The following is a 23,290-nucleotide window of genomic DNA, read 5'->3' as shown; positions in this document are numbered from 1 at the left end:
CAGGCGCCCAATATACGCGGTCGCGCGGCGGGCTTCAGCCCGCGGGGAGGGGGTGTGCGATCGCCGTCGCGTCAGGCGACGGCGAGGGGGCGGCGGGCGGTGACCGTGTGCGACTGACCCTTGGCGTCGTAGGCCGAGGCGTCTTCGGTACGGCCCAGCTGGCGCAGCGCCCAGTTGACCTCACGGCGGCGGCGCGACAGCAGCACACCATTGGCCCGGTTGCGTTCGGCCAGTTCCTGCAGCTGTTCGCCCTCGCCGACCGGCGGTGCGCCTTCCAGCGCACGCAGTGCTTCCAGCTTGGCGCCGGTGGCACGGATCAGGGCGTGCACGTCGTGCTCGACCAGGGCCTGGCGCTCAACGTCCAGGGCCTGGGCGAGACGCTGCAGCGGCTCGCTCATCGCTGCGGTCATCCCTGCAGCTGCTGGTCCAGATCGAGCATGCGCGAAGCGATCGCGTCCGGATTGATCTTGTAGGTGCCGTTCTGCAGCGACTCGCGCACGGCGGCCACGCGCTGGGCGTCGATCGCCGGGGCGGTGGTCAGCTCACGCTCGATGGCCTGCAGATTGGTGGCCTCGCCGGTCAGGCGCAGGCTGTCGGCGGCCTCGACCGGGCGCGCCGGCGAATCGCTGCTGACGCCGGGCTTGCTGGCCGGGGTCGTCACGCTGCGCAGTGCCTGGGGGACCTGCAGGTTGCCGTCGATTTTCTGGCTCATGGGGTGTCCTGGAGTTGCCGTTCACAAGGGATAACGGCCGCTGGGCCGTGATCTTTAGGGATATTCTGCGGTAATTCAACGCGCCACGATTACGTCACCTGCGGCATCGACCGTGCCCTGCACGATCCTCCGCGAGGACAGGTTCTCCACCGAGACCCGTTCATTCTCGCCCGCGTCACCCATCGCACGGCCGGCAATGCGCACCTCGACCGAGCCGCGACGCGACACCAGGGCCACATTGTCTCCTCGCCTGATGAGACGCTGCACCACCAGGTCGTTGTTCGACAGCAGGGCCCCGGCCTGCAGCGGACGGCGGGCGATGCGGCCGATGGCCGCGTTGGGATCGGCCAGCACCGCACCGGCTATCCGGGCTGCATCACGCTGGGCAGTGGTGATATCGGCGGCGGTAAGGGTTTCTCCAGTGCCGATTCCACGATTGAGTACCAGCACGGTCTGGTTGCGCCGTACCTTCACCGGCACGAACAGGCGCCAACCGCCTGCATCGGGACAGCTGACCTCCACCGTGGTGTTGGCAGTGGGCTGCACCTGCAGCGCGCCACCACACTTCGGCAGGCGCAGCGCGTCGGCCACCTGGGCCTCGCCTTCGCTGCCGGCCGGCAGCGTCGTCAGCGCTGCTGCGCGGATGCTGGCCACGGGCTGCCAGTCAGCGGCGCCCGCCCAGGGCGTGGCCAGGGCCAGGGCGATGGCATACAGAAATGTGACCCGGCGCATGGCGCCTCCTGTCGAGGGGATCTGGCCCAGATGCGTGCAAGGGATGTGCCAGATCGACGGGGTCGCCTTCTGTAGAGTCGAGCCATGCTCGACTGCTCTTCTCCGAACAGCCAGTCGAGCATGGCTCGACTCTACAAGAGACTCGGCCGAGCATGGCTCGACTCTACGAAATCGCTCAAGTTCGGCGCCGACCGCGCCGATACAGCAGCCATGTCCCATGACCTGCTCAACCGGATCGACCAGCGCACCCGACTGGCCGGCCACAACCGCCTGGCGCTGCTGCTGTTCCGTCTCGGCGGACGTCAGCTTTTTGGCGTCAATGTCTTCAAGGTGCAGGAAGTCCTGCGCCGCCCGGAGCTGTTCCAGGTGCCCGGGCTGCCCAGCCAGTTCTCCGGCGTGGCCGATGTGCGGGGCCGCTCGGTGCCGGTGCTGGACCTGGGCCTGGCGATCGGCCACCCCGAGCGTGAACCCGATGCGGACACCTCGCCCGGCTACCTGGTCGTCACTGAATTCAACCGCTCGATCCAGGGCTTCCTGGTCAGTGGCGTGGAGCGCATCGTCAACATCGCGGTGGAAGACATCCACCCACCGCCGGAGCTGGGCGCTGAATCGAGCTACCTGACCGCCGTGACCCGCTTCCAGGGCGAGCTGATCCAGGTGATCGACGTCGAAAGCGTGCTGGCCGACATTGCCCAGGTCCGCGGTGAAGCCGTGCTCGACCCGGCGATGGCGATGCCCGCCGATGGCCCGCAGCTGCAGGTGCTGGTGGTGGACGACTCGCGCGTGGCCCGCCAGCAGATCCGCAGCGTGCTTGACCAGCTGGGCGTGGGGGCGACCCTGCTGTCCGATGGCAAGCAGGCGCTGGACCACCTGCTGCAGATCCACGCCTCGGGCGAGAACCCGGCCGAACGCTACGCGATGGTGATCTCGGACATCGAGATGCCGGCCATGGACGGCTACACGCTGACGACGGAAATCCGGCGGCACCCGGGCCTGGCCGGCCTGTACGTGCTGCTGCACACCTCGCTGTCGGGCGTATTCAACAATGCGATGGTCGAGCGCGTGGGCGCCAACGCCTTCGTCGCCAAGTACTCGCCGCACGAGTTGGCCGATTTCGTGCTGGACCGCCTGCGCAAGGTCGCGCTGGCGGCCTGACGGTCTGCTGATCCGGTAGTGCCGGCCACTGGCCGGCAACCGCAGAGACACCGGGGAGCCGGCCAGCGGCCGGCACTCCCCTCCCCTGTTTGGCACACCGCTTGCAGCTTCCCGGGCAACGTTCCCGTGGGAGTGCACCGTGCGCAACCTGATTACCGACTACCTGGGCGTCCATGCCCAGGCCATGCCGTTGCGCGAACAGCGGATGAAGCTGATCGCCAGCAACCTCGGCAATGCCGATACGCCCGGCTACAAGGCCCAGGACCTGGACTTCGACGCCGCCCTGCGCCACGCCCAGGGGCAGGATGCCAACGGCCTGATGGCCACCACCCACGAACAGCACTACGAGATCAGTAGTGGCCTGAACCCGTTCCAGATCGCGCGCGAGGGCGTACAGCCCAGCCTGGACGGCAACACCGTCGACCCGGATGCCGAGCGTGCCGCCTATGGCCGTGCCGCGCTCGAGTACCGCGCCTCGCTCAGCTTCGTCGAGAGCAAGGTGCGTTCCATGCTGACCGCGATCACGGGGCAATAAGCCATGAGCAACCTGCCGATCTTCGACATCGCCGGCTCCGCGCTGCAGGCGCAGTCGGTGCGCATGAGCACCATCGCCTCCAACCTCTCCAACGCCGACACCGTCGCCGGTTCCGCCGACGCTGTGTACAAGCCGCTGGAGCCGATCTTCCAGGCCGTCACCAGCAAGAACGATCCGAACATCACGTCGGTGAAGGTGAAGGAGATCACCCAGAGCGAGGCCGCGCCCATCAAGCGCTACGAGCCCGGCCATCCGCTGGCCGACGCCGACGGCTACATCTACCAGCCTGATGTCGATCCGGTGGCGCAGATGGTCAACCTGATCTCGACGTCGCGCAATTACCAGGCCGGCGTTGAGATGTTGACCACGGCCAAGGAACTGGCGCTGGCCACCCTGACCATGGGCCGCTGAGGCCCGCAGTACCGGATACCGCCATGACCACCTCCGTCAACAACCAGACCAACCAGGACGTCTACGCCGCGCTCGGCCTGAACGCTCCGAACAGCAACGCCACGAAAAAGAAGAACACGCTGGACCAGGCGGACTTCCTGCGGCTGATGACCGAACAGCTGCAACACCAGGATCCGCTGAAGCCGATGGACAACACGCAGATGGTCGCGCAGATGGCGCAGATGTCGACCGTGCAGGGCATCACCGATCTGAACAAGACGGTGAAGGGCTTCCAGGAGTCGATGGCCAGCGACCAGGTGCTGCGTGGTGCGGCGCTGGTCGGCCACCAGGTGCTGGTGCCGTCGGAAAAGCTGGTGCTGGAGAAGGAAGGCAGTGTTGAAGGCACGGTCGCCGCACCCTCGGCCGGCATCATCACCGTGGACATCACCGATGCCAATGGCACCAAGGTCACCTCGCTGAGCGTGGAGGCCAAGGCTGCCGGCGAAACCGCCTTCCAGTGGGACGGCAAGGACGCCAACGGCAAGCGCATGGAACCCGGCAAGTACAGCGTGGTGGCCAACCACGTCGACACCGCCGGCAAGAGCACCAAGCTGTCCACCTACGTGCAGGCCCCGGTGGAAAGCGTGACCGTCGGCTCCGACGGCCTGTACCTGAATCTCAAGGGCCTGGGCACGGCCCCGATCGACTACGTGCTCCGCGTCAGCTGAGCCGCACATCCCGCACTTACCAGGAGCATCCCATGGGCTTCAATGTCTCGCTGTCCGGCATCAATGCCGCCAACTCCGACCTGAGCGTCACCGCCAACAACGTCGCCAACGTCAACACCACCGGCTTCAAGGAGTCGCGCGCCGAATTCGCCGACCTGTTCTCGGCCACCGGCTACGGCCTGTCGAAGAACGCAGTGGGTTCGGGCGTGCGCGTCTCCAACGTTGCCCAGCAGTTCAAGCAGGGCCAAAACGAACAGACCGGCCGCAGCTTGGACATGGCCATTTCCGGTGAGGGCTTCTTCACCATGAACATGAACGGCACCCGCGTGTATTCGCGTGCCGGCAACTTCCAGACCGATGCCTCCGGCTTCGTGGTCAATCCGCAGGGCGCACGCCTGCAGGTGTTCGCACCGAATGCCGACGGCACCAACTTCGATTCCGGCCGCATCGTCGACCTGCAGCTGCTGACCACCGACAGCGCGCCGAAGCAGACCAGCGAAGTGAAGGTCGGCTTCACCCTGCCGGCCAACGCCAAGCCGCCGACCGTCGCCACCTTCGACCCGACCGACTCCAACACCTACAACCACTCCAGCGGCGGCATCACCGTGTACGACTCGCTGGGCGTGAGCCACATCCAGGTCTCGTACTTCGTCAAGGGCGCCAACCCCAATGAGTGGACCGTGCGCAATTACGTGGACGGCCAGCCGGCCGGCACGCCGACCCCGGTCACCTTCGACAACAGCGGCAAGCTGACCGCACCGGCGGACGGCAAGGTCAGCCTCGGCACCTTCACCCCCAACACCGGCGCCGGCCAGTTGAACATGACGCTGGATATCACCGGCTCGACCCAGTACGGCGAGAAGTTCGCCCTGCGCAACACCCAGCAGGACGGCTATGCCGCCGGCAAGCTCAACGAGATCACCGTGTCGGAGACCGGCGTGGTCTACGCACGTTACTCCAACGGTGCCGACAAGCCGCTGGGCCAGGTCGCGCTGACCACCTTCAACAACCCGCAAGGGCTGGAGTCGAAGGGCAACAACCTGTGGGTGGATACCTTCAGCTCGGGCACGCCGCGTACCGGCATGCCGGACACCTCCAACCTCGGCAAGATCCAGGCCGGTTCGCTGGAAGCGTCCACCGTCGACCTCACCGAGCAGCTGGTCAACATGATCACCGCGCAGCGCAACTTCCAGGCCAACGCGCAGATGATCACCACCCAGGACCAGATCACCCAGACCGTCATCAACATCCGTTGATGAGCTGCTGACCCTGCTACGGAACTCCCCGCATGGATAAAGCCCTTTACGTGGCGATGACCGGTGCCCGCGCCTCCCTGCAGGCGCAGGGTACGCTCAGCCACAACCTCGCCAACTCGGACACCCCCGGCTTCAAGGAAGCGCTGGCCAACACCGAAGCCTTCCCGATCCGCGGCCCGGGCTTTGCCTCGCGGGTGGATGCGCTGCACGTCGACGCCGGCTTCAACCGCCGGCCCGGCGCGCAGCACATCACCGGCAAGCCGCTGGACCTTGCACTGCAGACCGGCACCTGGCTGGCCGTGCAGTCCAGCGATGGCAGCGAAGCCTATACGCGCGGCGCTGCATTGTCGGTCACCCCGAACGGCCAGCTGGTGACCTCCAGCGGCCGCCCGGTGCTGGATGACAACAACAATCCGATCGCCATTCCGCCCTACCAGGCGATGGAGATCGGCGCCGACGGCACGATCTCGATCATCCCGCAGGGCGAAGGCCCGCAGACCATGGCCCAGGTCGGCCGGATCAAGGTCGTGCAGGCCCCGGACGAGCGCCTCGAGCGCGGCCTCGATGGCCTGTTCCGCAACACCGACCCACAACAGCCGTTCGCACCCGCGCAGGGCACCGCCGTGCACAGCGGCCAGCTGGAAGGCAGCAACGTCGATGCCGCCGGTGCACTGGTGCAGATGATCCAGCTGCAGCGCCAGTACGAAATGCAGGTGCAGGTGATCAAGCACGGCGACGACAACGCGCGCAGCGCCAACAGCCTGCTGCGCCTGGGCAGCTGACGGAATTCCGGCGCCGCCCGAGCGCGGCGCTGGCACACCGCTTGCACACCCGCTACCAAGGGCCGCATCGCGCGGCCGGTTCCACCAGACAGGACACCGAAGATGAACCAGGCATTGTGGATCGCGAAAACCGGACTGGATGCGCAGCAGATGCGCATGTCGGTGGTTTCCAACAACCTCGCCAACACCAACACCACCGGCTTCAAGCAGGACCGTGCCAGCTTCGAGGACCTGCTGTACCAGCAGGTGCGCCAGCCCGGCGGTTCCTCGTCGGCGCAGACGCAGCTGCCGACCGGCCTGCAGCTGGGTACCGGCGTGCGCGTGGTGGCCACCGCCAAGAACTTCGAACAGGGTGGCCAGCAGCAGACCGGCCGCGCCCTGGACGTGATGGTCAACGGCCGTGGTTTCTTCGAGGTGCAGATGCCCGACGGCAGCTCGGCCTACACCCGTGATGGCTCGTTCAAGATCAACCAGGACAGCGAGCTGGTCACCAACAGCGGCTATCCGGTGCAGCCGGGCATCCAGATTCCCGAAGGCGCGCAGTCGGTGACCATCGGTACCGACGGCACCATCAGCGTGAAGATGGCCGACGGCGCCGCCTCGGTGGAAGTGGGCGCGTTGACCCTTACCGACTTCGTCAATCCGGCCGGCCTGCAGGCCCGCGGCGAGAACCTGTTCCTGGAGACCACCGCCTCCGGCCCGGCACAGAACGGCAACCCTGGCCTCAACGGCCTCGGCACCGTGGTGCAGGGCGCGCTGGAAGGCAGCAACGTCAACGTGGTGGAAGAGCTGGTGTCGATGATCGAAACCCAGCGCGCCTACGAAATGAACGCCAAGGCGATCTCCACCACCGATTCGATGCTCGGCTATCTCAACAACAAGCTCTGACCGGCCCAACCGGGAAACCGCCATGTCGCCCATTTCCACCTTCGCCCGCACTGCCCTCGCCTGCGCCGTGGCCGCCCTGCTCGGTGGCTGCGTGATCGCCGGCGACGTGCGCCCCTACGCGGCGATGGCGCCGATCCAGCCGATCATGCCGCCGCAGGCCGCGCCGACGGCCGGTGCGATCTACGCTGCCGGCCCGACCCTGCAACTGTATTCGGACCGTCGCGCACGCGATGTCGGCGACCTGCTGACCATCACCCTGCTGGAGAACACCACTGCGCAGACCAGTTCCAACACCGCCACCAACAAGGAGTCGAACCTCAACCTGGGGACGCCCTCGATCCTCGGTGCGCCGGTCACCCTGGGCGGCAAGGACATCCTCAGCGCGTCGGCGACCGGCAAGCGTGATTTCACCGGCAAGGGCAACAGCGCGCAGAGCAACCGGCTGCAGGGCAGCGTCACGGTCACCGTAGTGCAGCGCCTGCCCAACGGCAACCTGGTCGTGCAGGGGCAGAAGAACCTGCGGCTGAACCAGGGCGACGAACTGGTGCAGGTGCAGGGCATCGTGCGCCCCGGTGACATCAGCCAGGACAACACCATTCCTTCCAGCCGCGTGGCCGAAGCCCGCATCGTCTACGGCGGACGCGGCCCGGTCGCGCAGTCCAACGCGATGGGCTGGCTGAGCCGCTTCTTCAACTCCGGCCTGACGCCGTTCTGAGTATGGCCATGAAAGCTCTCTTCTCTTCTACGTGGCAGCGACGCATCGCGTCGCTCTACGGATCATTCTTCCTCCTGCTGGCAATGGCTGCGCCGGCCAGCGCCGAGCGCATCAAGGACCTGGCCCAGGTCGGTGGCGTGCGCGGCAATGCGCTGGTGGGCTACGGCCTGGTGGTGGGCCTGGATGGCAGCGGTGACCGCACCAGCCAGGCACCGTTCACCGTGCAGAGCCTGAAGAACCTGCTCGGCGAGCTCGGCGTCAATGTGCCGCCGAACGTCAACCCGCAGCTGAAGAACGTGGCGGCGGTGGCGATCCATGCCGAACTGCCGCCGTTCGCCAAGCCGGGCCAGCCGATCGACATCACCGTGTCCTCGATCGGCAATGCGGTGTCCCTGCGTGGCGGCTCGCTGCTGATGGCTCCGCTGCGCGGTGCCGATGGCCAGATCTACGCGATCGCCCAGGGCAACCTGATCGTCGGCGGCTTCGGTGCGCAGGGCAAGGACGGTTCCCGCGTCTCGGTGAACGTGCCCAGCGTCGGCCGCATTCCCAACGGCGCCACGGTTGAACGTGCCCTGCCCGATCCGCTCGCCAATGGCGGCGACATCACCCTGAACCTGCACAACAACGATTTCACCACCGTCTCGCGCATGGTCGCTGCACTCAACAACGCCTTCGGCGAGGGCGCGGCGCGTGCCGTCGATGGTGTAACCGTGGCGGTCACCGCACCCACCGATCCCGGCGCGCGCATCGGCCTGCTGGCACGCATCGAGAACCTGGAGCTGACCCCGGGCAGCGCGCCGGCCAAGGTGGTGGTCAATTCGCGCACCGGCACCGTGGTCATCGGCCAGCAGGTACGGGTCGGCCCGGCCGCGATCTCGCATGGTTCGCTGACGGTGACGATCCAGGAAAACACCAACGTCAGCCAGCCCAACGCCCTGTCCGGCGGTCGCACCGTGGCCAGCCCGCAGTCGACCATCACCGCCACCAACGACGGCAGCCGCATGTTCAAGTTCAGCGGCGGCACTACCCTTGACGAAATCGTGCACGCGGTGAACGCCGTGGGCGCGGCGCCGGGCGATCTCATCGCGATCCTGGAAGCCCTGAAGCAGGCCGGCGCACTGAGTGCCGAACTCGAGGTGATCTGACATGCGCATCAATCCCGCATTCGATCTGCACCCGGCGCAACAGAACGATCCGGCCAAGATCGACAAGGTCGCGCGCCAGCTGGAAGGCCAGTTCGCGCAGATGCTGGTCAAGAGCATGCGTGACGCCAGCTTCGGCGATTCGCTGTTCCCCGGCGAGAACAAGATGTTCCGCGACATGTACGACCAGAAGATTGCCGAGGCGATGACACGCGGCAAGGGCCTGGGCCTGTCGGGCATGATCAGCCGCCAGCTGTCCGGCCAGGCCGCCGACGGCCCGGCGCTGGATACCCGCGTGGACCCGGCCAAGGCCAGCCGCGCCTACCAGCTGAACGCACCGGCCAGGCCGGCACCGTCGCTGCCATTGGAAGACGGCAGCCAGGCCGTGCGCCTGCTGCAGCAGATGGCGGCCGGCGCACAGTCCGGCGCGCAGGCCGCGGTGGCACCGATGGAGCAGGCACTGGACCTGATTGCCGGCCGCGAGAGCAGCAGCATGCACCGCTCACTCGGCACCGACGATCCCTACATCGGCAGCCTGCAGGGCGATGACTGGGCGGCTGGCAGCGACCAGTGGGCGGCGACCGCCAGCAATCGCGGCACCGCGATCAGTCCGGCCGATGCCCTGGCCACCCGCACCGCCGTGGCCCAGCTCGGCGAGCATACCCCGGAGGGCTTCGTTGCCAGCATCTGGCAGCACGCGCAGAGCGCAGCCAAGGAGCTCGGCGTGGATGCCCGCGCGCTGGTCGCCCAGGCAGCGCTGGAAACCGGCTGGGGCAAGCGTCACATCAAGCATGCCGACGGCAGCACTTCGCACAACCTGTTCGGCATCAAGGCCAATGGCTGGAGCGGCCAGCGTGCCGTGGCCGGCACCCATGAATATGTCGATGGCGTGCGCCGCAACGAGACCGCCAGCTTCCGTGCCTACAGTTCGCCGGCCGAAAGCTTCGCCGACTACGTGCGCCTGTTGAAGACCAGCCCGCGCTACCAGCAGGCCCTGCAGGCCGGCACCGACGTGCAGGGCTTCGCGCGTGGCCTGCAGCGTGCCGGCTATGCCACCGACCCACGCTACGCCGCCAAGATCGCCGCGATCGCCGGCGGCCCGACCATCGAGCGCGCCGTCAGCGCCGTGGCCGACGCCGGCACGCGCCTTGGCCAGACCTTCGCCAGCACCGCAACCGCGGCGCTGGGTATCACTCGTCGTTGAGGAACCCCATGTCCAGCGTACTTTCCACCGGTACCGGTGCCCTGCTCGCCTTCCAGCGTGCGTTGGCGACCACCAGCCACAACGTGGCCAACCTCAATACCCCGGGTTACAGCCGGCAGAAGGTCAACTTCGCTACCGCTGATCCGCAGAACTACGGCTATGGCACGGTCGGCAACGGCACCCGCATCACCGATATCCGCCGCACCGCCGACCAGCTGGCGATCTCGCGCCTGCTCGACAGCAGCGGCGAGCTGGCACGCCTGAAGCAGCTTTCCGGCATGGCCGACCGGGTCAACTCGCTGTTCTCGGAAGGCGCGACCAACATCGCCGGCGTCTGGTCGAACTTCTTCGACTCGGTCAGCGGCCTGTCCTCCAACGCCTCCGGCACCGCCGACCGGCAGAACATGCTCGACGGCGGCAAGGCCCTGGCCAACCGCTTCGTGCAGCTCAACACGCACCTGAACAACCTCAATGGCGAGGTCAACAACGGCCTGCTGGCCGGTGCCACCGAAGTCAACCGCCTGGCGCAGGAAATCGCGCAGATCAACGGCGCCATCGGCACCAACATCGCCAATGCCGCGCCGGACCTGCTTGATCGCCGCGACCAGCTGATCACCCAGCTGATCGGCTACACCGGCGGCACGGCGGTGATCCAGGACGGCGGCATCATGAATGTCTACACCGCCGGCGGCAACGCACTGGTGGTGGGCACCACGGCGACCAAGGTCACCACCGTGGCCGACCCCTACCAGCCCGAGCGCCTGCAGCTGGCGCTGGAGACCCAGGGCAACACGATCCGGCTTGACGCAAAGGCCGTCGGTGGCCAGATCGGCGGCCTGCTGGAATTCCGCGACACGGTGCTGACCCCGGCCCAGGCCGAACTGGGCAAGCTGGCCGTCGGCCTGGCCGAGACCTTCAACCAGACCCATCACCAGGGTGTGGACATGTATGGCCAGCTGGGCGGTGATTTCTTCAACATCGGCAATCCGCGCGTCACCGCCAACAATGCCAACACCGGCACGGCCAGCCTCAGCGCCACCTATGGCGACCTGGGCAAGCTGGACGCGCAGAACGTGGTGCTGCAGTTCGATGGCACCCAGTGGAAGGCCAGCCGCGCCGACACCGGCGCCAACGTGCCGCTGACCGGTACCGGCACCGCCACCGATCCGCTGGTGATCAATGGCGTCAAGCTGGTGGTCGGCGGTACCCCGGCTGCCAATGATCGATTCCTGCTGCAGCCCACCGCTGGCGTGGCCGGCAGCATGGAAGTGGCGATCACCGATCCCTCGCGCATCGCCGCCGCTGCGGCGGTGAAGGGTGCTGCCGCCACATCCAACACCGGCACCGGCAAGCTGAGCGGGGTCACCGTCAGCGATTCGACCAACGCCAACCTGCGCAATCCGGCTGCGATCGTGTTCACCTCGGCCACCACCTACACCATCGATGGTGGCCCGCCGCAGACCTACACCCCGGGCCAGACCATCAGCGCCAATGGCTGGAGCTTCGTGCTGGACGGTGCGCCGAAGGTCGGCGACACCTTCAACATCACCCCTACCCCGGCCGGCTCGTCGGACAACAGCAATGCCTCCCGGCTGGCCAAGGTGGAGAGCGCCAAGGCGTTCAACAGCGGCACGGTCACCCTGAACGGCGCCCTCGGCGGCCTGACCACCCAGGTCGGTGCCGCGGCCCGCTCGGCCGAGTACTCGCTGGAAGCGCAGCTGGTGATCAACGACAAGGCGCAGGAAGCGCGTGATGAAGTGTCCGGGGTCAACCTGGACGAGGAAGCGGCCGACATGCTGCGCCTGCAGCAGGCCTACCAGGCCGCCTCGCAGCTGATTTCCACCGCCGACAGCATGTTCCAGACCATCCTGGGAGCCGTCCGCCGATGAGCAGCCGCATCTCCACCAGCATGATGTTCAACCAGTCCGTGTCGCTGATGATGGCCAAGCAGGCCAAGCTCAGCCACCTGGAGCAGCAGATCGCCACCGGCAGCAAGATCGTCAGCGCCAAGGACGATCCGGTCGCCGCCGGTGCCGCCGTGGGTCTTGACCGCAGCCTGGCCGCGCTTGACCGCATGAAGCTCAACGCCGGCAACGTGCAGAACCGGCTGGGCGTGCAGGAAAACACCCTGGCCCAGGTCAACGACCTGATGGCGCGCGTCAATGATCTGACCATCCAGGCCAGCAACCCGGCGCTGAGTGCACCGGACAAGAAGACCCTGATCACCGAGCTGAACCAGATCCGCGATGGCCTGCTGTCGCTGGCCAATGCCGACGATGGTACCGGCCGCTATGTGTTCGGCGGCACCAACGACGGCGACCCGCCGTTTGCCAAGATCAACGGCAAGGTGGTCTACCGGGGCGACCAGACCCAGCGCCAGATCGAAGTCGGCCCGGATACCTACGTGCGCGATGCGCTGCCCGGCAGCGAGATATTCATGCGCATCCCCACTGGCGATGGCTTTGTCGATGGCGGCGCGGCGGCCGGCAACACCGGCAACGGCGTGCTGACCAACATCACCCGCGATGGCAGCGACAGCTGGAACGGGCAGGCCTTCAGCATCCGCTTCACCGCTGCCGACCAGTACCAGGTGCTGGACGGCGCGGGCAACGTCACCGGTACCGGCACCTACAAGGCGGGTGACAACGTGGAAGTGAACGGCGTACGCCTGCAGATCACCGGTGCACCCGCTGCGGGTGACAGCTTCAACGTCACGCCCGCGAGCAGCCGCGACATCTTCGACACCATGGACAAGCTGATCGCCGCGCTGGATGCCGACACCGGAACCACCGCGAAGATGTCCGCGCAGCAGAACGAGCTGCAGAGTGCCCTGCGCGACGTGGCACGCGCCTCCGAACGCATGATCGATTCACGTGCCGCAGGCGGCGCACAGCTGAAGGCATTGGATAACGCCGCGGACATGCGCGAGGCCAACGGCGTGACCTTGAAAACCACACTGTCGCAGATGCGCGACCTGGACTATGCCGACGCCCTGAGCCAGTACCAGCTGCAGAGCACCGCGCTGCAGGCGGCACAGACGATCTTCTCGCAGATGCAGTCGATGTCGTTGTTCAACAAGATCCGCTGACGCTTTCCTTGCGTCACCCCTGAAAGGCCGCGATGCCCTGCATCGCGGCCTTTTTCGTTTCCGTGCCCGGCGCCATGCCCGCTGCGGCGGAATACCCGTGATTGCCCATCAAGGCCGGCGCTGCCCCGCCGATACCTTCATCAGCGCTGGTCGGGCCTGCCCCGACCGCCCCTTTCCGGGATTGCCTTCACGCCCTTCCAGGGCTGAAAAACCCGGGAAAAACAGCCTCCAGCACCGAATTTCGGCTCCAGCGGAATTCACGGCTAAAGGTTGTTGACAAAGCGCCGTTATTCATTTGGCAACAGCGAAGCACACAGCCACACAAAAAAACCGGCGGCGCTTCGTTTCATTCACCAACGGGTTCCATATAAGAGGAGACGACCCCATGGCACAGGTAATCAACACCAATACGATGTCGCTCAACGCTCAGCGCAACCTGAGCACCAGCGGCAGCTCGCTCGCTACCACCATCCAGCGCCTCTCGTCCGGCCTGCGCATCAACAGCGCGAAGGACGACGCGGCCGGCCTGGCCATCAGCGAGCGCTTCACCACCCAGATCCGTGGTCTGGACGTGGCCATCCGCAATGCCAACGACGGTATCTCGCTGGCCCAGGTCGCCGAGGGTTCGCTGAGCGAAGTCGGCAACAACCTGCAGCGCATCCGCGAACTGGCGGTGCAGTCCTCCAACGCCACCAACTCCTCCAGCGACCGCAAGGCGCTGCAGGCCGAAGTGACCCAGCTGGTCTCGGAAGTGGACCGCGTCGCCAAGCAGGCCGACTTCAACGGCACCAAGCTGCTGGACGGCTCCTTCACCAGCCAGCTGTTCCAGGTCGGTGCCAACGCCGGCCAGGCCATCGCCATCAACAGCGTGGTCAACGCCAAGGCCGATTCGCTGGGCGCCGCCACCTTCGCCAACGGCTACACCGGCACCAGCCTGGCAGCCGCCGACAAGGCCACCGCCGACACCACCTACTCCGGCCTGCAGATCTCGGTGACCCCGCCGGGCGGCACCGCCACCACGGTCACCATCAACGACTTCACCGTGAAGGCGGGCGAGTCGATCACCTCGGCCACCGCCGCCGCGATCAACGGCAAGCTGGGCGAAACCGGCGTCATGGCCTCGGTCAACGCCGGCGTGGTCAGCCTGGCCTCGGTCAAGGACGGCCAGACCTTCACCCTGGGCGTCAGCGCCGCCACCCCGCCGACCGGCGCCACCGCGGCGACCATCGCCGGCCTCGGCCTGACCGAGACCAGCACCAACGGCGGCCTGCTGACCGGCGCTGCGTCGAACTTCGTCAAGGACCTGAACGTCACCACGGCCGAAGGCGCGCAGAAGGCGCTGTCGATCGTCGACAAGGCCCTGGAATCGGTCAACAGCGTCCGCGCCGACCTCGGCGCGATCCAGAACCGCTTCACCTCGGTGGTGGCCAACCTGCAGACCTCCTCGGAGAACCTGTCGGCCTCGCGCAGCCGCATCCGCGATACCGACTTCGCCAAGGAAACCGCCGAGCTGACCCGCACCCAGATCCTGCAGCAGGCCGGTACGGCCATGCTGGCCCAGGCCAACCAGGTACCGCAGAACGTGCTCAGCCTGTTGCAGCGCTGACATGAGCCGCCCCCGGGGCACGTCGGGGGCGTCTAACCCAACTCACGTGCAACCGCTCAAGGACCTCTCCTCATGGCACAAGTCATCAACACCAATACGATGTCGTTGAATGCTCAGCGTAACCTGAGCACCAGCGGCAGCTCGCTGGCCACCACCATCCAGCGCCTGTCCTCCGGTTCGCGCATCAACAGCGCCAAGGACGACGCGGCCGGCCTGGCGATCTCCGAGCGCTTCGGCACCCAGATCCGCGGCACCGACGTCGCCATCCGCAATGCCAACGACGGCATCTCGCTGGCCCAGGTCGCCGAAGGTTCGCTGACCGAAATCGGCAACAACCTGCAGCGCGTCCGCGAGCTGTCGGTGCAGGCCTCCAACGCCACCAACTCGGCCAGCGACCGCAAGGCGCTGCAGGCCGAAGTGACCCAGCTGGTCTCGGAAATCGACCGCGTTGCCAAGCAGTCGGACTTCAACGGCACCAAGCTGCTGGACGGCTCGTTCTCCAGCCAGCTGTTCCAGGTTGGCGCCAACGCCGGCCAGGCCATCGCCATCGACAAGACCATCGACGCCAAGGCCAATGCCCTGGGCGGTGCCAAGTTCGATACCAACTCGCTGGCCCTGGCCGATCCGACCGCGAATGCGGACTTCACCACCACCGGTCTGTCCATCAATGGTGTGGCCATCGCCGATGTCTCGGTCAAGCAGGGCGCCGACGCCGCTGCCACCGGCAAGGCCTCGCGTGAAGCACTGGTGACTGCGATCAACGCCAAGATCGGCGAAACCGGCGTCTACGCCGAAGTGAACGGCACCGCCGGTGTCACCCTGACCTCGGTCAAGGACAGCGTCAACGCCGATGGCTCGTTCAAGGCGATCACTGCCACTCCGGGTACCTGGGCAGGCAACACGCAGGCCACCTTCACCGCCACCGCCGCCGGCGCGGCACCGGCCTCGAAGTACGCCAGCAACCTGGACGTCAGCACGGTGAAGGGCGCCCAGCAGGCGATGGAAATCGTCGACAAGGCCCTGGGTGCGATCAACAGCACCCGCGCCGACCTCGGTGCGATCCAGAACCGCTTCACCTCGGTCGTGGCCAACCTGCAGACCTCGTCGGAAAACCTGTCGGCGTCGCGCAGCCGCATCAAGGACACCGACTTCGCCAAGGAAACCGCCGAGCTGACCCGCACCCAGATCCTGCAGCAGGCCGGTACGGCCATGCTGGCCCAGGCCAACCAGGTGCCGCAGGGCGTGCTCAGCCTGTTGCGCTGATCCGCTCTCTGATCGACCTCCGGGCGCCGCATGAGGCGGCGCCCGGATCCTGAAACACGTTCCACCTTCGCCAAAGGAAAAGCACCATGGCACAAGTCATCAACACCAATACGATGTCGTTGAATGCTCAGCGCAACCTGAGCACCAGCGGCAGCTCGCTGGCCACCACCATCCAGCGCCTGTCCTCCGGTTCGCGCATCAACAGCGCCAAGGACGACGCGGCCGGCCTGGCGATCTCCGAGCGCTTCGGCACCCAGATCCGCGGTACCGACGTCGCCATCCGCAATGCCAACGACGGCATCTCGCTGGCCCAGGTCGCCGAAGGTTCGCTGACCGAAATCGGCAACAACCTGCAGCGCGTCCGCGAGCTGTCGGTGCAGGCCTCCAACGCCACCAACTCGGCCAGCGACCGCAAGGCGCTGCAGGCCGAAGTGACCCAGCTGGTCTCGGAAATCGATCGCGTTGCCAAGCAGTCGGACTTCAACGGCACCAAGCTGCTGGACGGCTCGTTCTCCAGCCAGCTGTTCCAGGTCGGCGCCAACGCAGGCCAGTCGATCGCCATCGACAAGACCATCGACGCCAAGGCGGGTTCGCTGGGCACCTCGACCTTCGCAAGCGGTGCCACTGACGCGCTGGTCGCCAGCACCGATGGCTCGCGCATCACCGGCAAGGTGATGGGCGTGGACATCGGCACCGTCGAACTGAAGGCCGGTGCAACCACCGCTGATGCTTCGAAGGCAGTCGCCACCGCGATCAACGCCAAGATCGGCGAGGCCGGCATCTACGCCGAAGCCAATGCCGACGGCACGATGAAGCTGAGCTCGGTGAAGGAAGGCAAGGCGGTCGTCGCTGCCGACATCGCGCTTGAGCGCAGCGACCTGAACGCCGGCACCGGCGTGTGGGGCGCGAAGAATGCAGCCGCTGGTTACACCGCTGGCACCGCCACCGCCGCCAACGTGCAGAAGCTGGACGTGAGCACCGTGCTCGGCGCCCAGCAGGCGCTGGAAGTGGTCGACAAGGCCCTGGGTGCGATCAACAGCACCCGCGCCGACCTCGGTGCCATCCAGAACCGCTTCACCTCGGTCGTGGCCAACCTGCAGACCTCGTCGGAAAACCTGTCGGCGTCGCGCAGCCGCATCAAGGACACCGACTTCGCCAAGGAAACCGCCGAGCTGACCCGCACCCAGATCCTGCAGCAGGCCGGTACGGCCATGCTGGCCCAGGCCAACCAGGTGCCGCAGGGCGTGCTCAGCCTGCTGCGCTGATCCACGGCAAGAAGGCGCCGCTGCCGTCGGATTGAACCGACGGCAGCGGCAACCCGGAAGCCACGATGCGCGAAGGCGCGGGCCATGCCCGGCCCGGGAACCCTCCCGAACCGGCTTGGCATCGCCCGCTCCTGCGGACCTCTCTTTCAGCGCTGTACCTTTGACTGTACGTACCGGGCGGCTTCGTCTCCCCCCGATTGTCAGTAGCCTGACCCCTCCCCTGCATTGGGGGAGGGTTTTTTGCAGACTCCCGGCAGCCCGCGGTGAACCTCCCCGCACCCTGCCCCAACCCTCCTGCAACCTGCGTGCCAGAACCTGCGCCAGAGCATTGGCACGGCGCATGCATCAACGAAGTCCTCAAGACCCAGCGGCGCAGGCCGCTATTTTCGTTGACGACGGGCCACCGCACGACGGCCAGGCCCGTATACCAGGAGAAACGACGTGGCAGACTTTGGATACGGTGGCATTGGCTCGGGACTGGATATCTCCAGCATCGTCAACCAGCTGGTCGCAGCAGACCGCAAGCCGGCCGACAATGCACTGAACCTGCAGCAGTCCAAAGCCAAGATGCAGCTGTCGTCGATCGGCACCGTCACCTCGGCCTTCGACAAGCTGAAGACTGCACTGACCGCGCTGAAGGCCACCACCGCCTTCGATACCCGCACGGTGACCGCCAGCGGCAAGGCGCAGCCCGCCAACACCGAGGATGTGCTCACCGCATCGGTGGCGCTGTACGACCTGGGCACGACCAAGGCGGCCGCGTCGAACGGCACGCACCAGGTGGAGGTGACATCCCTCGCCACGGCGCACAAGCTGATTGCCGACACCTCGTTCCCGAAGACCGACACCTTCGGCGCCGGAACCTTGACGCTGACCGTCGGCGTGGGCGACAAGGCCAAGACCATGAACGTGGCGGTGGAGGACGGCGACACGCTGACCACCATCCGCAACAAGATCGATGCCGCCGGCCGCAAGGAAGGCGTCCAGGCCACACTGATCACCTCCGGCGACAACCAGTACCTGTCGATCGCCCAGGAGAAGACCGGTGCCGCCAATGCGATCAAGCTGGAGTACGGCGGCAGTGATCCCAAGCTGAGCGCACTGGTCGGCAGCCTGAAACAGAACACCGCTGCAGCGGACGCCGAACTGACCATCGATGGCGTCAAGGTTGTCAGCGCCAGCAATACGGTGGCAGATGCGGTGCCTGGCCTGACCCTGAACCTGAAGGTTCCCGGCAAGAGCACGGTCGTGATCAGTACCGACACGGCCGCCGCCACCAAGGTGATGCAGGAATTCGTGACCGCCTACAACGCGGCCATCGCAGCGATCAACACCGAAACCAAGTACGACGCCAAGACCAAGGAAGCGGCCACGCTGACCGGCGACGCGCAGATGCGTGGTGCCGCCAGCCAGCTGCGTTCCATGATGTCGGGCGTGCTGAAGGAGCTTTCCGCCGACGGCCTGGACCCGAAGGTACTGGGCCTGCAGACACGCGGTTATCCAAACGCCGACGGCAGCCTGGTGCTGGATACCACCAAGTTTGCCGCCGCACTGGCCAGCCAGCCTGAAAAGATCCGCTCGGCCATCACCGGTGACACCGGCGGTGCCGGCACGCTCTACACCATGGTCGACGGCTATGTCAGCACCACGGTCGGCAAGGAAGGCGCCTTCGTCGCCCGCACCAAAGGCCTCAACACCACGCTCGACAACATCGACAAGCGCCGCAAGGACCTGGACACGCGCATGAAGAGCGTGGAAGAGCGTTACAAGAAGCAGTTCATCGCGCTGGACAGCCTGATGGGCAAGCTGCAGCAGAGCAATACGTCGCTGCAGCAGCAGCTGGCACAGCTGAACCGCTGAAGGTCTACGCGCAACGCTCAAGTTTGGCGTGCAACGCACCGATAACGGACGCAACAGCAATCATCGCCGCGCCGCCGGCAACGGTCCCCTCGATCGCCCGGCGGCACCCCGCGCAAGGAGAATCACGAATGTACGGTTCCAGCCGTCAATATGCCGAACAGTACCGCCAGGTGGGAGTGACCAGTGCGGTCGCCGACGCCGATCCGCACAAGCTGGTGGCGATGCTGCTGGCCGGCGCGCTGGAGCGCGTGCGCCGCGCACAGGCCAGCCTCGAGCGTGGCGACCAGGCCGGCAAGGGCAAGGCGATCGGCGAAGTCTGTGCGATCGTCGGCCACCTCAACGGCTCGCTGGACCATGAGGCCGGCGGCGAGATCGCCGGCAACCTGTCGGCACTCTATGACTACGTGCTGCAGCGCCTGACCGAGGCCAACCTGCACAATGATCGTGCAGCGCTGGACGAAGCCCTGCAGCTGCTCGGCGAAATCGACAGCGCCTGGAACGCGATCCCGCACGAACAGCGCCGCCCGGCCGCGGTGGCACCATGAGCCTGCACGAACTGCACGCGCAGCTGGACGCGTTCGAGAAGGCGCTGGGCGAAGAAGCCCTCGACCAGGCCGACAGCCTGCTCGACGGCCACGACAGCGCCCTGCATGCCCTGCTCAGCCAGCCGCTCACCGCGGCCGACCACGCACCACTGAGCGCGCTGTTCGAACGCCAGCAGAACCTGCTCGGGCTGCTGCGCCAGCGCCGCGACGCGGTCGCTGCCCTGATGAACGATGGACAGCGCTCTCTTCGCGCGGCGCATGCCTACCTGCAGGCAGAATCGCTGGCATGACACAACTGCCGACAACGTCGCTGCACCACCCCGCCGAAAGCGAGCTGTTCGACGAAACGCTCAGCTGCGAACTGGCCCTGCCGGCCGAGTTCCAGCCCGGCAGTGCCGCCGGCCGCACCAGCAGCGCCGAAGGCCTGCTGCGCAGCCTGGCGCTGGTGGAAGACAGCCGCGTTGACGAGCATGACGACCGCAACGAGGCCAGCCTGCAGCTGCAGCGGCTCGAGGCCAAGCTGGACCTGGCGATGGTGCTGCTCGGCCGGCTGGTCCGCCAGCAGGGCCAGGAACTGACCCTGCGCCCGGTGCGCTGGTCACGCCGTGGCATCCGCCTGCAGCTGGGCCCGCGCAGCGGCGCCACGCCTGGCCAGGCCGGACTGGTGCGGCTGCAGCCCAGCGACTGGCTGCCCGACCATATCGACCTGCCGGTGGAAGTGATCGCCGAAGCCGCCGATGGCGGCGGTGGCCACTATCTCTGGCTGCGCTTCCAGCGCCTCGGCGACGGCCTGGAAATGGCCATGGAGCGGCACCTGTTCCGCCTGCACCGCCGCCAGGTGGCCGAGGCTCGCCGGGCCCGCTGAAACCCAGCATTGCGATGCAGGACAGGCAACGCTTGGCGCGCCCGTTCAGCTAAGTTAAGGTGGACTCCCCTACACGGACCAGTTGCGTGCCTGTGCGAGTTCTCATCGTCGACGATCACACCCTGGTCCGTGCCGGCCTGGCGCGGCTGCTGCAGGGGTTTGCCGACGTGCAGCTGGTTGCCGAGGCCAGCAATGCCGAACAGGCGTTGCAGCTGGCCCTGCAGCATGCGCCGGATGTGGTGCTGATGGATCTGTCGCTACCCGGGCGCACCGGCCTGGAAGCGCTCAGTGACATCCGCCTGCGCGCCCCCGGTACCCGCGTGGTGATGATGACCATGCACGACGACGCCGCGCATGTGCGCGATGCACTCGATCGCGGCGCGGTTGGCTTCGTGGTGAAGGATGCCGCGCCGCAGGAGCTGGAACTGGCCCTGCGTGCCGCGCACGCCGGCCAGGTATTCCTGAGCCCGCAGATCTCGGCCAAGATGCTGGCGCCCATGCTGGGCCGCGAGAAGCCCACCGGCATCGCCGCGCTGTCGCCGCGCCAGCGCGAGATCCTGCGCCGCATCGGCAAGGGCGAGAGCAACAAGGAAATCGCCGCTGACCTCGGCATCAGCGTCAAGACGGTGGAGACCCACCGCGCGCGCATGATGGAATCGCTGGGCTGCCGCCGCGCCAACGATCTGTTGCTGCTGGCCGCCCGCCACCAGCACGAGCTGGAGTGAATCGGCCTCACCGTGATCGCCGGACAATGCCGGGGTGGAGTCGATTGTCGGTAGAGTCGACAGTTAGTCGATTTGCGCGCGGAGCGCGGGACTTTTCCAGAGCCTGATCTGAGAGCAGTCGACTAACAGTCGACTCTACCAACCCGCGACATCCCCGCATCGGCGACGAATTCCCGTCACCCTGACAGGCCCTGACAGGAATCCGTACATGGCGCCCCGCGAGCACGGCCGGCTCGGCACCACGAATCAATGACTTGGCGACGACCTTCGTCAACATCCCGCGTCCATGTAGGGAAAATCCCTACATCCTGTCGGGATATATACGAAAGCCCTCAGGAACCCCCCGATTCCGCACCCGTCGGATCAAAAGCAAGATGCGTTCCACAAGGCGCCGGGGAGCGGTGCCGGGGAACCACGATGAAGGCTGCACTCTCGACCCAGCTGGGCCAACAACTTCACCTCACCCCGCAGCTGCTGCAGTCGATCCGGCTGCTGCAGCTCGATGGCCTGCACCTGGAACAGGAAATCCAGCGCCTGCTGGACTCCAACCCGCTGCTGGAGATCGAAGAGGCCGAAGCCCCCGCCGCCGAGGCCACTGAGGCCAGCACCACCACGCTGGAGACGGCCGCGTTTGACGAGCTGCCGGAATCCTCGATGTGGGACGTGGCCGGCACCAGCTGGCAGGACGGCGACGACGATCGCATGGCGCGCATCGCCGCCGGTGAATCGACCGATCCGCAGCTGCGCGTGCTGCAGCGCCTGTCGCTGGACATGGACGACCGCGGGCTGGCCGTTGCTGCCTTCTGGCTGGACCACTGCGATGACGCCGGCTACCTGCAGGCGCCACTGGGCCAGCTGCAGCTGCTGGCCAGCGCCCAGTTCGACATCGACGCCGACGGCGTGGAAGCGATCCGCCAGCAGCTGCTGCACGGCGAACCGGCCGGCATGGCAGCGCAGGACCTGCGCGAAGGCCTGCAGGCGCAGCTGCGCAGCCTGCACGGCGTGGTGGCTGCCCGTCATCTGGCCGCGCGCATCCTGGACAGCGCGCTCGATGCGCTGGCCGCGCATGACTACCCCGCCCTCGCCCGCCAGCACGACGCCGAGATCGACGACGTGCGCGAGGCGGTGCGCCTGATCCTCTCGCTGCAACCGCGCCCGGGCGACAGCCTGCTGCCCGAGCGCAACGCCGTGGTGGTGCCGGACGTGGTCGCCTGGCACGCCGACGCGCAGTGGAAGGTGGCGCTGAACCCGGCCACCAGCCGCCGCGTGTCGATCAACAGCCAGTACGAGCAGGCGCTGTCGGAGACGAGCGAAGCCGCCCCGGCCCTGCGCGAGATGCTGCAGGAAGCGCGCTGGTTCAGCCGCGGCCTGTCGATGCGCTACGACACCCTGCTGCGGACCGCGCGGGTGATCGTCGAGCGCCAGGCCGCTTTCCTGGTGCGTGGCGAGGAGGCCATGGCGCCGCTGACCCTGAAGGAAGTGGCCGAGGAAATCGGCATGCACGAGTCCACCGTCTCGCGCATCACCACCGGCAAATTCCTGCAGACCCCGCGCGGCACCTTCGAACTGAAGCATTTCTTCGCCGTGCGCCTGGAAGGCGCCAGCGTCTCCGGCCAGGCGGTCAAGGCCATGGTCCGCCGCCTGATCGACGCCGAACCGGCCGGCCGGCCGCTGGCCGATGAGGCCATTGCCGGCCTGCTCTCGCGCCAGGGGGTGAACATTGCCCGCCGAACCGTCGCAAAATACCGGGAACAACTGGACATCGCCCCGGCCCGTGAACGGCGCCGGCTCGGCGCCAGGCAACCGCAGCTGGCCCGGGTGGGCTGAAAAGGAT

General features: G+C 66.8%; 24 protein-coding genes. 21 read left to right on the top strand and 3 right to left on the bottom strand.

The features are described 5' to 3' along the window. Positions 1–71 precede the first annotated feature (71 nt). The 3 genes from N5C18_RS12770 to flgA all read right to left on the bottom strand — a co-directional run bounded on the left by N5C18_RS12770 (position 72) and on the right by flgA (position 1,444). The gene (locus tag N5C18_RS12770; RefSeq protein ID WP_006366325.1) at positions 72–410 is read right to left on the bottom strand and encodes a flagellar protein FlgN; all 339 of its coding nucleotides are present in this window, start codon (positions 408–410) and stop codon (positions 72–74) included. Beyond that, entirely contained in the window at positions 407–712 is a 306-nt protein-coding gene (gene flgM, locus N5C18_RS12765) for a flagellar biosynthesis anti-sigma factor FlgM (protein WP_006444133.1), read from the bottom strand. The genes N5C18_RS12770 and flgM overlap by 4 nt, the downstream gene beginning before the upstream one ends. Positions 713–787: 75 nt before the next feature. Beyond that, positions 788–1,444 carry a flagellar basal body P-ring formation chaperone FlgA gene (flgA, locus tag N5C18_RS12760; protein ID WP_053511944.1) on the bottom strand — a complete coding sequence of 219 codons (657 nt, stop codon included), beginning with the start codon at positions 1,442–1,444 and terminating at the stop codon, positions 788–790. Positions 1,445–1,654: 210 nt separating this feature from the next. On the opposite strand from flgA, the gene N5C18_RS12755 reads away from it, so the two are divergent. The 21 genes from N5C18_RS12755 to rpoN all read left to right on the top strand — a co-directional run bounded on the left by N5C18_RS12755 (position 1,655) and on the right by rpoN (position 23,283). Then, positions 1,655–2,599 (top strand): chemotaxis protein, encoded by a 945-nt coding sequence (locus N5C18_RS12755; RefSeq protein WP_053449684.1) that lies wholly within the window; start codon positions 1,655–1,657, stop codon positions 2,597–2,599. A gap of 139 nt (positions 2,600–2,738) precedes the next feature. Then, positions 2,739–3,134 (top strand): flagellar basal body rod protein FlgB, encoded by a 396-nt coding sequence (gene flgB / locus N5C18_RS12750; RefSeq protein WP_005409576.1) that lies wholly within the window; start codon positions 2,739–2,741, stop codon positions 3,132–3,134. A gap of 3 nt (positions 3,135–3,137) precedes the next feature. Then, positions 3,138–3,545: a flagellar basal body rod protein FlgC gene (gene flgC / locus N5C18_RS12745; protein ID WP_005416461.1), complete on the top strand. Its 408-nt coding sequence runs from the start codon at positions 3,138–3,140 to the stop codon at positions 3,543–3,545. A 23-nt stretch (positions 3,546–3,568) separates the two neighbouring features. Further along, complete coding sequence (locus tag N5C18_RS12740) at positions 3,569–4,252, top strand: flagellar hook capping FlgD N-terminal domain-containing protein (protein WP_049457671.1); 684 nt, start codon at positions 3,569–3,571, stop codon at positions 4,250–4,252. A 32-nt stretch (positions 4,253–4,284) separates the two neighbouring features. Continuing rightward, positions 4,285–5,508 carry a flagellar hook protein FlgE gene (gene flgE, locus N5C18_RS12735; protein ID WP_279944749.1) on the top strand — a complete coding sequence of 408 codons (1,224 nt, stop codon included), beginning with the start codon at positions 4,285–4,287 and terminating at the stop codon, positions 5,506–5,508. Between the two features lie 32 nt (positions 5,509–5,540). Next, positions 5,541–6,290, top strand: coding sequence for a flagellar basal body rod protein FlgF (locus N5C18_RS12730; RefSeq protein WP_006443951.1), 750 nt, complete (start codon positions 5,541–5,543; stop codon positions 6,288–6,290). Between the two features lie 102 nt (positions 6,291–6,392). Beyond that, complete coding sequence (gene flgG / locus N5C18_RS12725; RefSeq protein WP_005409571.1) at positions 6,393–7,178, top strand: flagellar basal-body rod protein FlgG; 786 nt, start codon at positions 6,393–6,395, stop codon at positions 7,176–7,178. 22 nt (positions 7,179–7,200) lie between these two features. Then, positions 7,201–7,893 carry a flagellar basal body L-ring protein FlgH gene (flgH, locus tag N5C18_RS12720; protein ID WP_279944747.1) on the top strand — a complete coding sequence of 231 codons (693 nt, stop codon included), beginning with the start codon at positions 7,201–7,203 and terminating at the stop codon, positions 7,891–7,893. Positions 7,894–7,895: 2 nt separating this feature from the next. Further along, positions 7,896–9,038: a flagellar basal body P-ring protein FlgI gene (locus N5C18_RS12715; protein WP_006443848.1), complete on the top strand. Its 1,143-nt coding sequence runs from the start codon at positions 7,896–7,898 to the stop codon at positions 9,036–9,038. Between the two features lies 1 nt (position 9,039). After that, positions 9,040–10,239 carry a flagellar assembly peptidoglycan hydrolase FlgJ gene (flgJ, locus tag N5C18_RS12710; RefSeq protein ID WP_053511837.1) on the top strand — a complete coding sequence of 400 codons (1,200 nt, stop codon included), beginning with the start codon at positions 9,040–9,042 and terminating at the stop codon, positions 10,237–10,239. Positions 10,240–10,247: 8 nt separating this feature from the next. After that, a complete protein-coding gene (gene flgK / locus N5C18_RS12705) occupies positions 10,248–12,128 on the top strand; it encodes a flagellar hook-associated protein FlgK (protein WP_006443844.1) in 1,881 nt (626 codons plus the stop codon). Continuing rightward, positions 12,125–13,327, top strand: coding sequence for a flagellar hook-associated protein FlgL (gene flgL, locus N5C18_RS12700; protein WP_008266080.1), 1,203 nt, complete (start codon positions 12,125–12,127; stop codon positions 13,325–13,327). Before flgK ends, flgL begins: the two co-directional genes overlap by 4 nt. Positions 13,328–13,712: 385 nt before the next feature. After that, positions 13,713–14,933 (top strand): flagellin, encoded by a 1,221-nt coding sequence (locus tag N5C18_RS12695; RefSeq protein WP_008266078.1) that lies wholly within the window; start codon positions 13,713–13,715, stop codon positions 14,931–14,933. 72 nt (positions 14,934–15,005) lie between these two features. Further along, positions 15,006–16,196, top strand: a complete 1,191-nt coding sequence (locus N5C18_RS12690; RefSeq protein ID WP_164240894.1) for a flagellin — start codon at positions 15,006–15,008, stop codon at positions 16,194–16,196. A gap of 86 nt (positions 16,197–16,282) precedes the next feature. Next, entirely contained in the window at positions 16,283–17,461 is a 1,179-nt protein-coding gene (locus N5C18_RS12685) for a flagellin (protein ID WP_279944743.1), read from the top strand. 441 nt (positions 17,462–17,902) lie between these two features. After that, positions 17,903–19,321: a flagellar filament capping protein FliD gene (gene fliD, locus N5C18_RS12680; protein ID WP_279944742.1), complete on the top strand. Its 1,419-nt coding sequence runs from the start codon at positions 17,903–17,905 to the stop codon at positions 19,319–19,321. A 128-nt stretch (positions 19,322–19,449) separates the two neighbouring features. After that, on the top strand, positions 19,450–19,866 hold the full coding sequence (gene fliS, locus N5C18_RS12675; RefSeq protein ID WP_006443675.1) for a flagellar export chaperone FliS: 417 nt from the start codon (positions 19,450–19,452) through the stop codon (positions 19,864–19,866). After that, positions 19,863–20,156 carry a hypothetical protein gene (locus tag N5C18_RS12670; protein WP_006443673.1) on the top strand — a complete coding sequence of 98 codons (294 nt, stop codon included), beginning with the start codon at positions 19,863–19,865 and terminating at the stop codon, positions 20,154–20,156. Before fliS ends, N5C18_RS12670 begins: the two co-directional genes overlap by 4 nt. Next, entirely contained in the window at positions 20,153–20,731 is a 579-nt protein-coding gene (locus tag N5C18_RS12665) for a PilZ domain-containing protein (protein WP_053511008.1), read from the top strand. Before N5C18_RS12670 ends, N5C18_RS12665 begins: the two co-directional genes overlap by 4 nt. A 92-nt stretch (positions 20,732–20,823) precedes the next feature. After that, positions 20,824–21,456 carry a response regulator transcription factor gene (locus N5C18_RS12660; RefSeq protein ID WP_005413261.1) on the top strand — a complete coding sequence of 211 codons (633 nt, stop codon included), beginning with the start codon at positions 20,824–20,826 and terminating at the stop codon, positions 21,454–21,456. 417 nt (positions 21,457–21,873) lie between these two features. Then, positions 21,874–23,283 carry an RNA polymerase factor sigma-54 gene (gene rpoN / locus N5C18_RS12655; RefSeq protein ID WP_279944741.1) on the top strand — a complete coding sequence of 470 codons (1,410 nt, stop codon included), beginning with the start codon at positions 21,874–21,876 and terminating at the stop codon, positions 23,281–23,283. Positions 23,284–23,290: the final 7 nt, after the last annotated feature.

The sequence above is a fragment of the Stenotrophomonas sp. GD03930 genome, from assembly GCF_029839665.1.
Classification (GTDB): Bacteria; Pseudomonadota; Gammaproteobacteria; order Xanthomonadales; family Xanthomonadaceae; genus Stenotrophomonas; species Stenotrophomonas forensis.
Note: the sequence above shows the minus strand (reverse complement) of the source record. Positions and strands in the feature narration are given on the sequence as shown.

Coding starts and splice junctions, on each gene's coding strand:
- N5C18_RS12770 (WP_006366325.1), bottom strand. CDS start 410: ATGACCGCAGCGATGAGCGAGCCGCTGCAGCGTCTCGCCCAGGCCCTG.
- flgM (WP_006444133.1), bottom strand. CDS start 712: ATGAGCCAGAAAATCGACGGCAACCTGCAGGTCCCCCAGGCACTGCGC.
- flgA (WP_053511944.1), bottom strand. CDS start 1,444: ATGCGCCGGGTCACATTTCTGTATGCCATCGCCCTGGCCCTGGCCACG.
- N5C18_RS12755 (WP_053449684.1), top strand. CDS start 1,655: ATGTCCCATGACCTGCTCAACCGGATCGACCAGCGCACCCGACTGGCC.
- flgC (WP_005416461.1), top strand. CDS start 3,138: ATGAGCAACCTGCCGATCTTCGACATCGCCGGCTCCGCGCTGCAGGCG.
- N5C18_RS12740 (WP_049457671.1), top strand. CDS start 3,569: ATGACCACCTCCGTCAACAACCAGACCAACCAGGACGTCTACGCCGCG.
- flgE (WP_279944749.1), top strand. CDS start 4,285: ATGGGCTTCAATGTCTCGCTGTCCGGCATCAATGCCGCCAACTCCGAC.
- N5C18_RS12730 (WP_006443951.1), top strand. CDS start 5,541: ATGGATAAAGCCCTTTACGTGGCGATGACCGGTGCCCGCGCCTCCCTG.
- flgG (WP_005409571.1), top strand. CDS start 6,393: ATGAACCAGGCATTGTGGATCGCGAAAACCGGACTGGATGCGCAGCAG.
- flgH (WP_279944747.1), top strand. CDS start 7,201: ATGTCGCCCATTTCCACCTTCGCCCGCACTGCCCTCGCCTGCGCCGTG.
- N5C18_RS12715 (WP_006443848.1), top strand. CDS start 7,896: ATGGCCATGAAAGCTCTCTTCTCTTCTACGTGGCAGCGACGCATCGCG.
- flgJ (WP_053511837.1), top strand. CDS start 9,040: ATGCGCATCAATCCCGCATTCGATCTGCACCCGGCGCAACAGAACGAT.
- flgK (WP_006443844.1), top strand. CDS start 10,248: ATGTCCAGCGTACTTTCCACCGGTACCGGTGCCCTGCTCGCCTTCCAG.
- flgL (WP_008266080.1), top strand. CDS start 12,125: ATGAGCAGCCGCATCTCCACCAGCATGATGTTCAACCAGTCCGTGTCG.
- N5C18_RS12695 (WP_008266078.1), top strand. CDS start 13,713: ATGGCACAGGTAATCAACACCAATACGATGTCGCTCAACGCTCAGCGC.
- N5C18_RS12690 (WP_164240894.1), top strand. CDS start 15,006: ATGGCACAAGTCATCAACACCAATACGATGTCGTTGAATGCTCAGCGT.
- N5C18_RS12685 (WP_279944743.1), top strand. CDS start 16,283: ATGGCACAAGTCATCAACACCAATACGATGTCGTTGAATGCTCAGCGC.
- fliS (WP_006443675.1), top strand. CDS start 19,450: ATGTACGGTTCCAGCCGTCAATATGCCGAACAGTACCGCCAGGTGGGA.
- N5C18_RS12670 (WP_006443673.1), top strand. CDS start 19,863: ATGAGCCTGCACGAACTGCACGCGCAGCTGGACGCGTTCGAGAAGGCG.
- N5C18_RS12665 (WP_053511008.1), top strand. CDS start 20,153: ATGACACAACTGCCGACAACGTCGCTGCACCACCCCGCCGAAAGCGAG.
- rpoN (WP_279944741.1), top strand. CDS start 21,874: ATGAAGGCTGCACTCTCGACCCAGCTGGGCCAACAACTTCACCTCACC.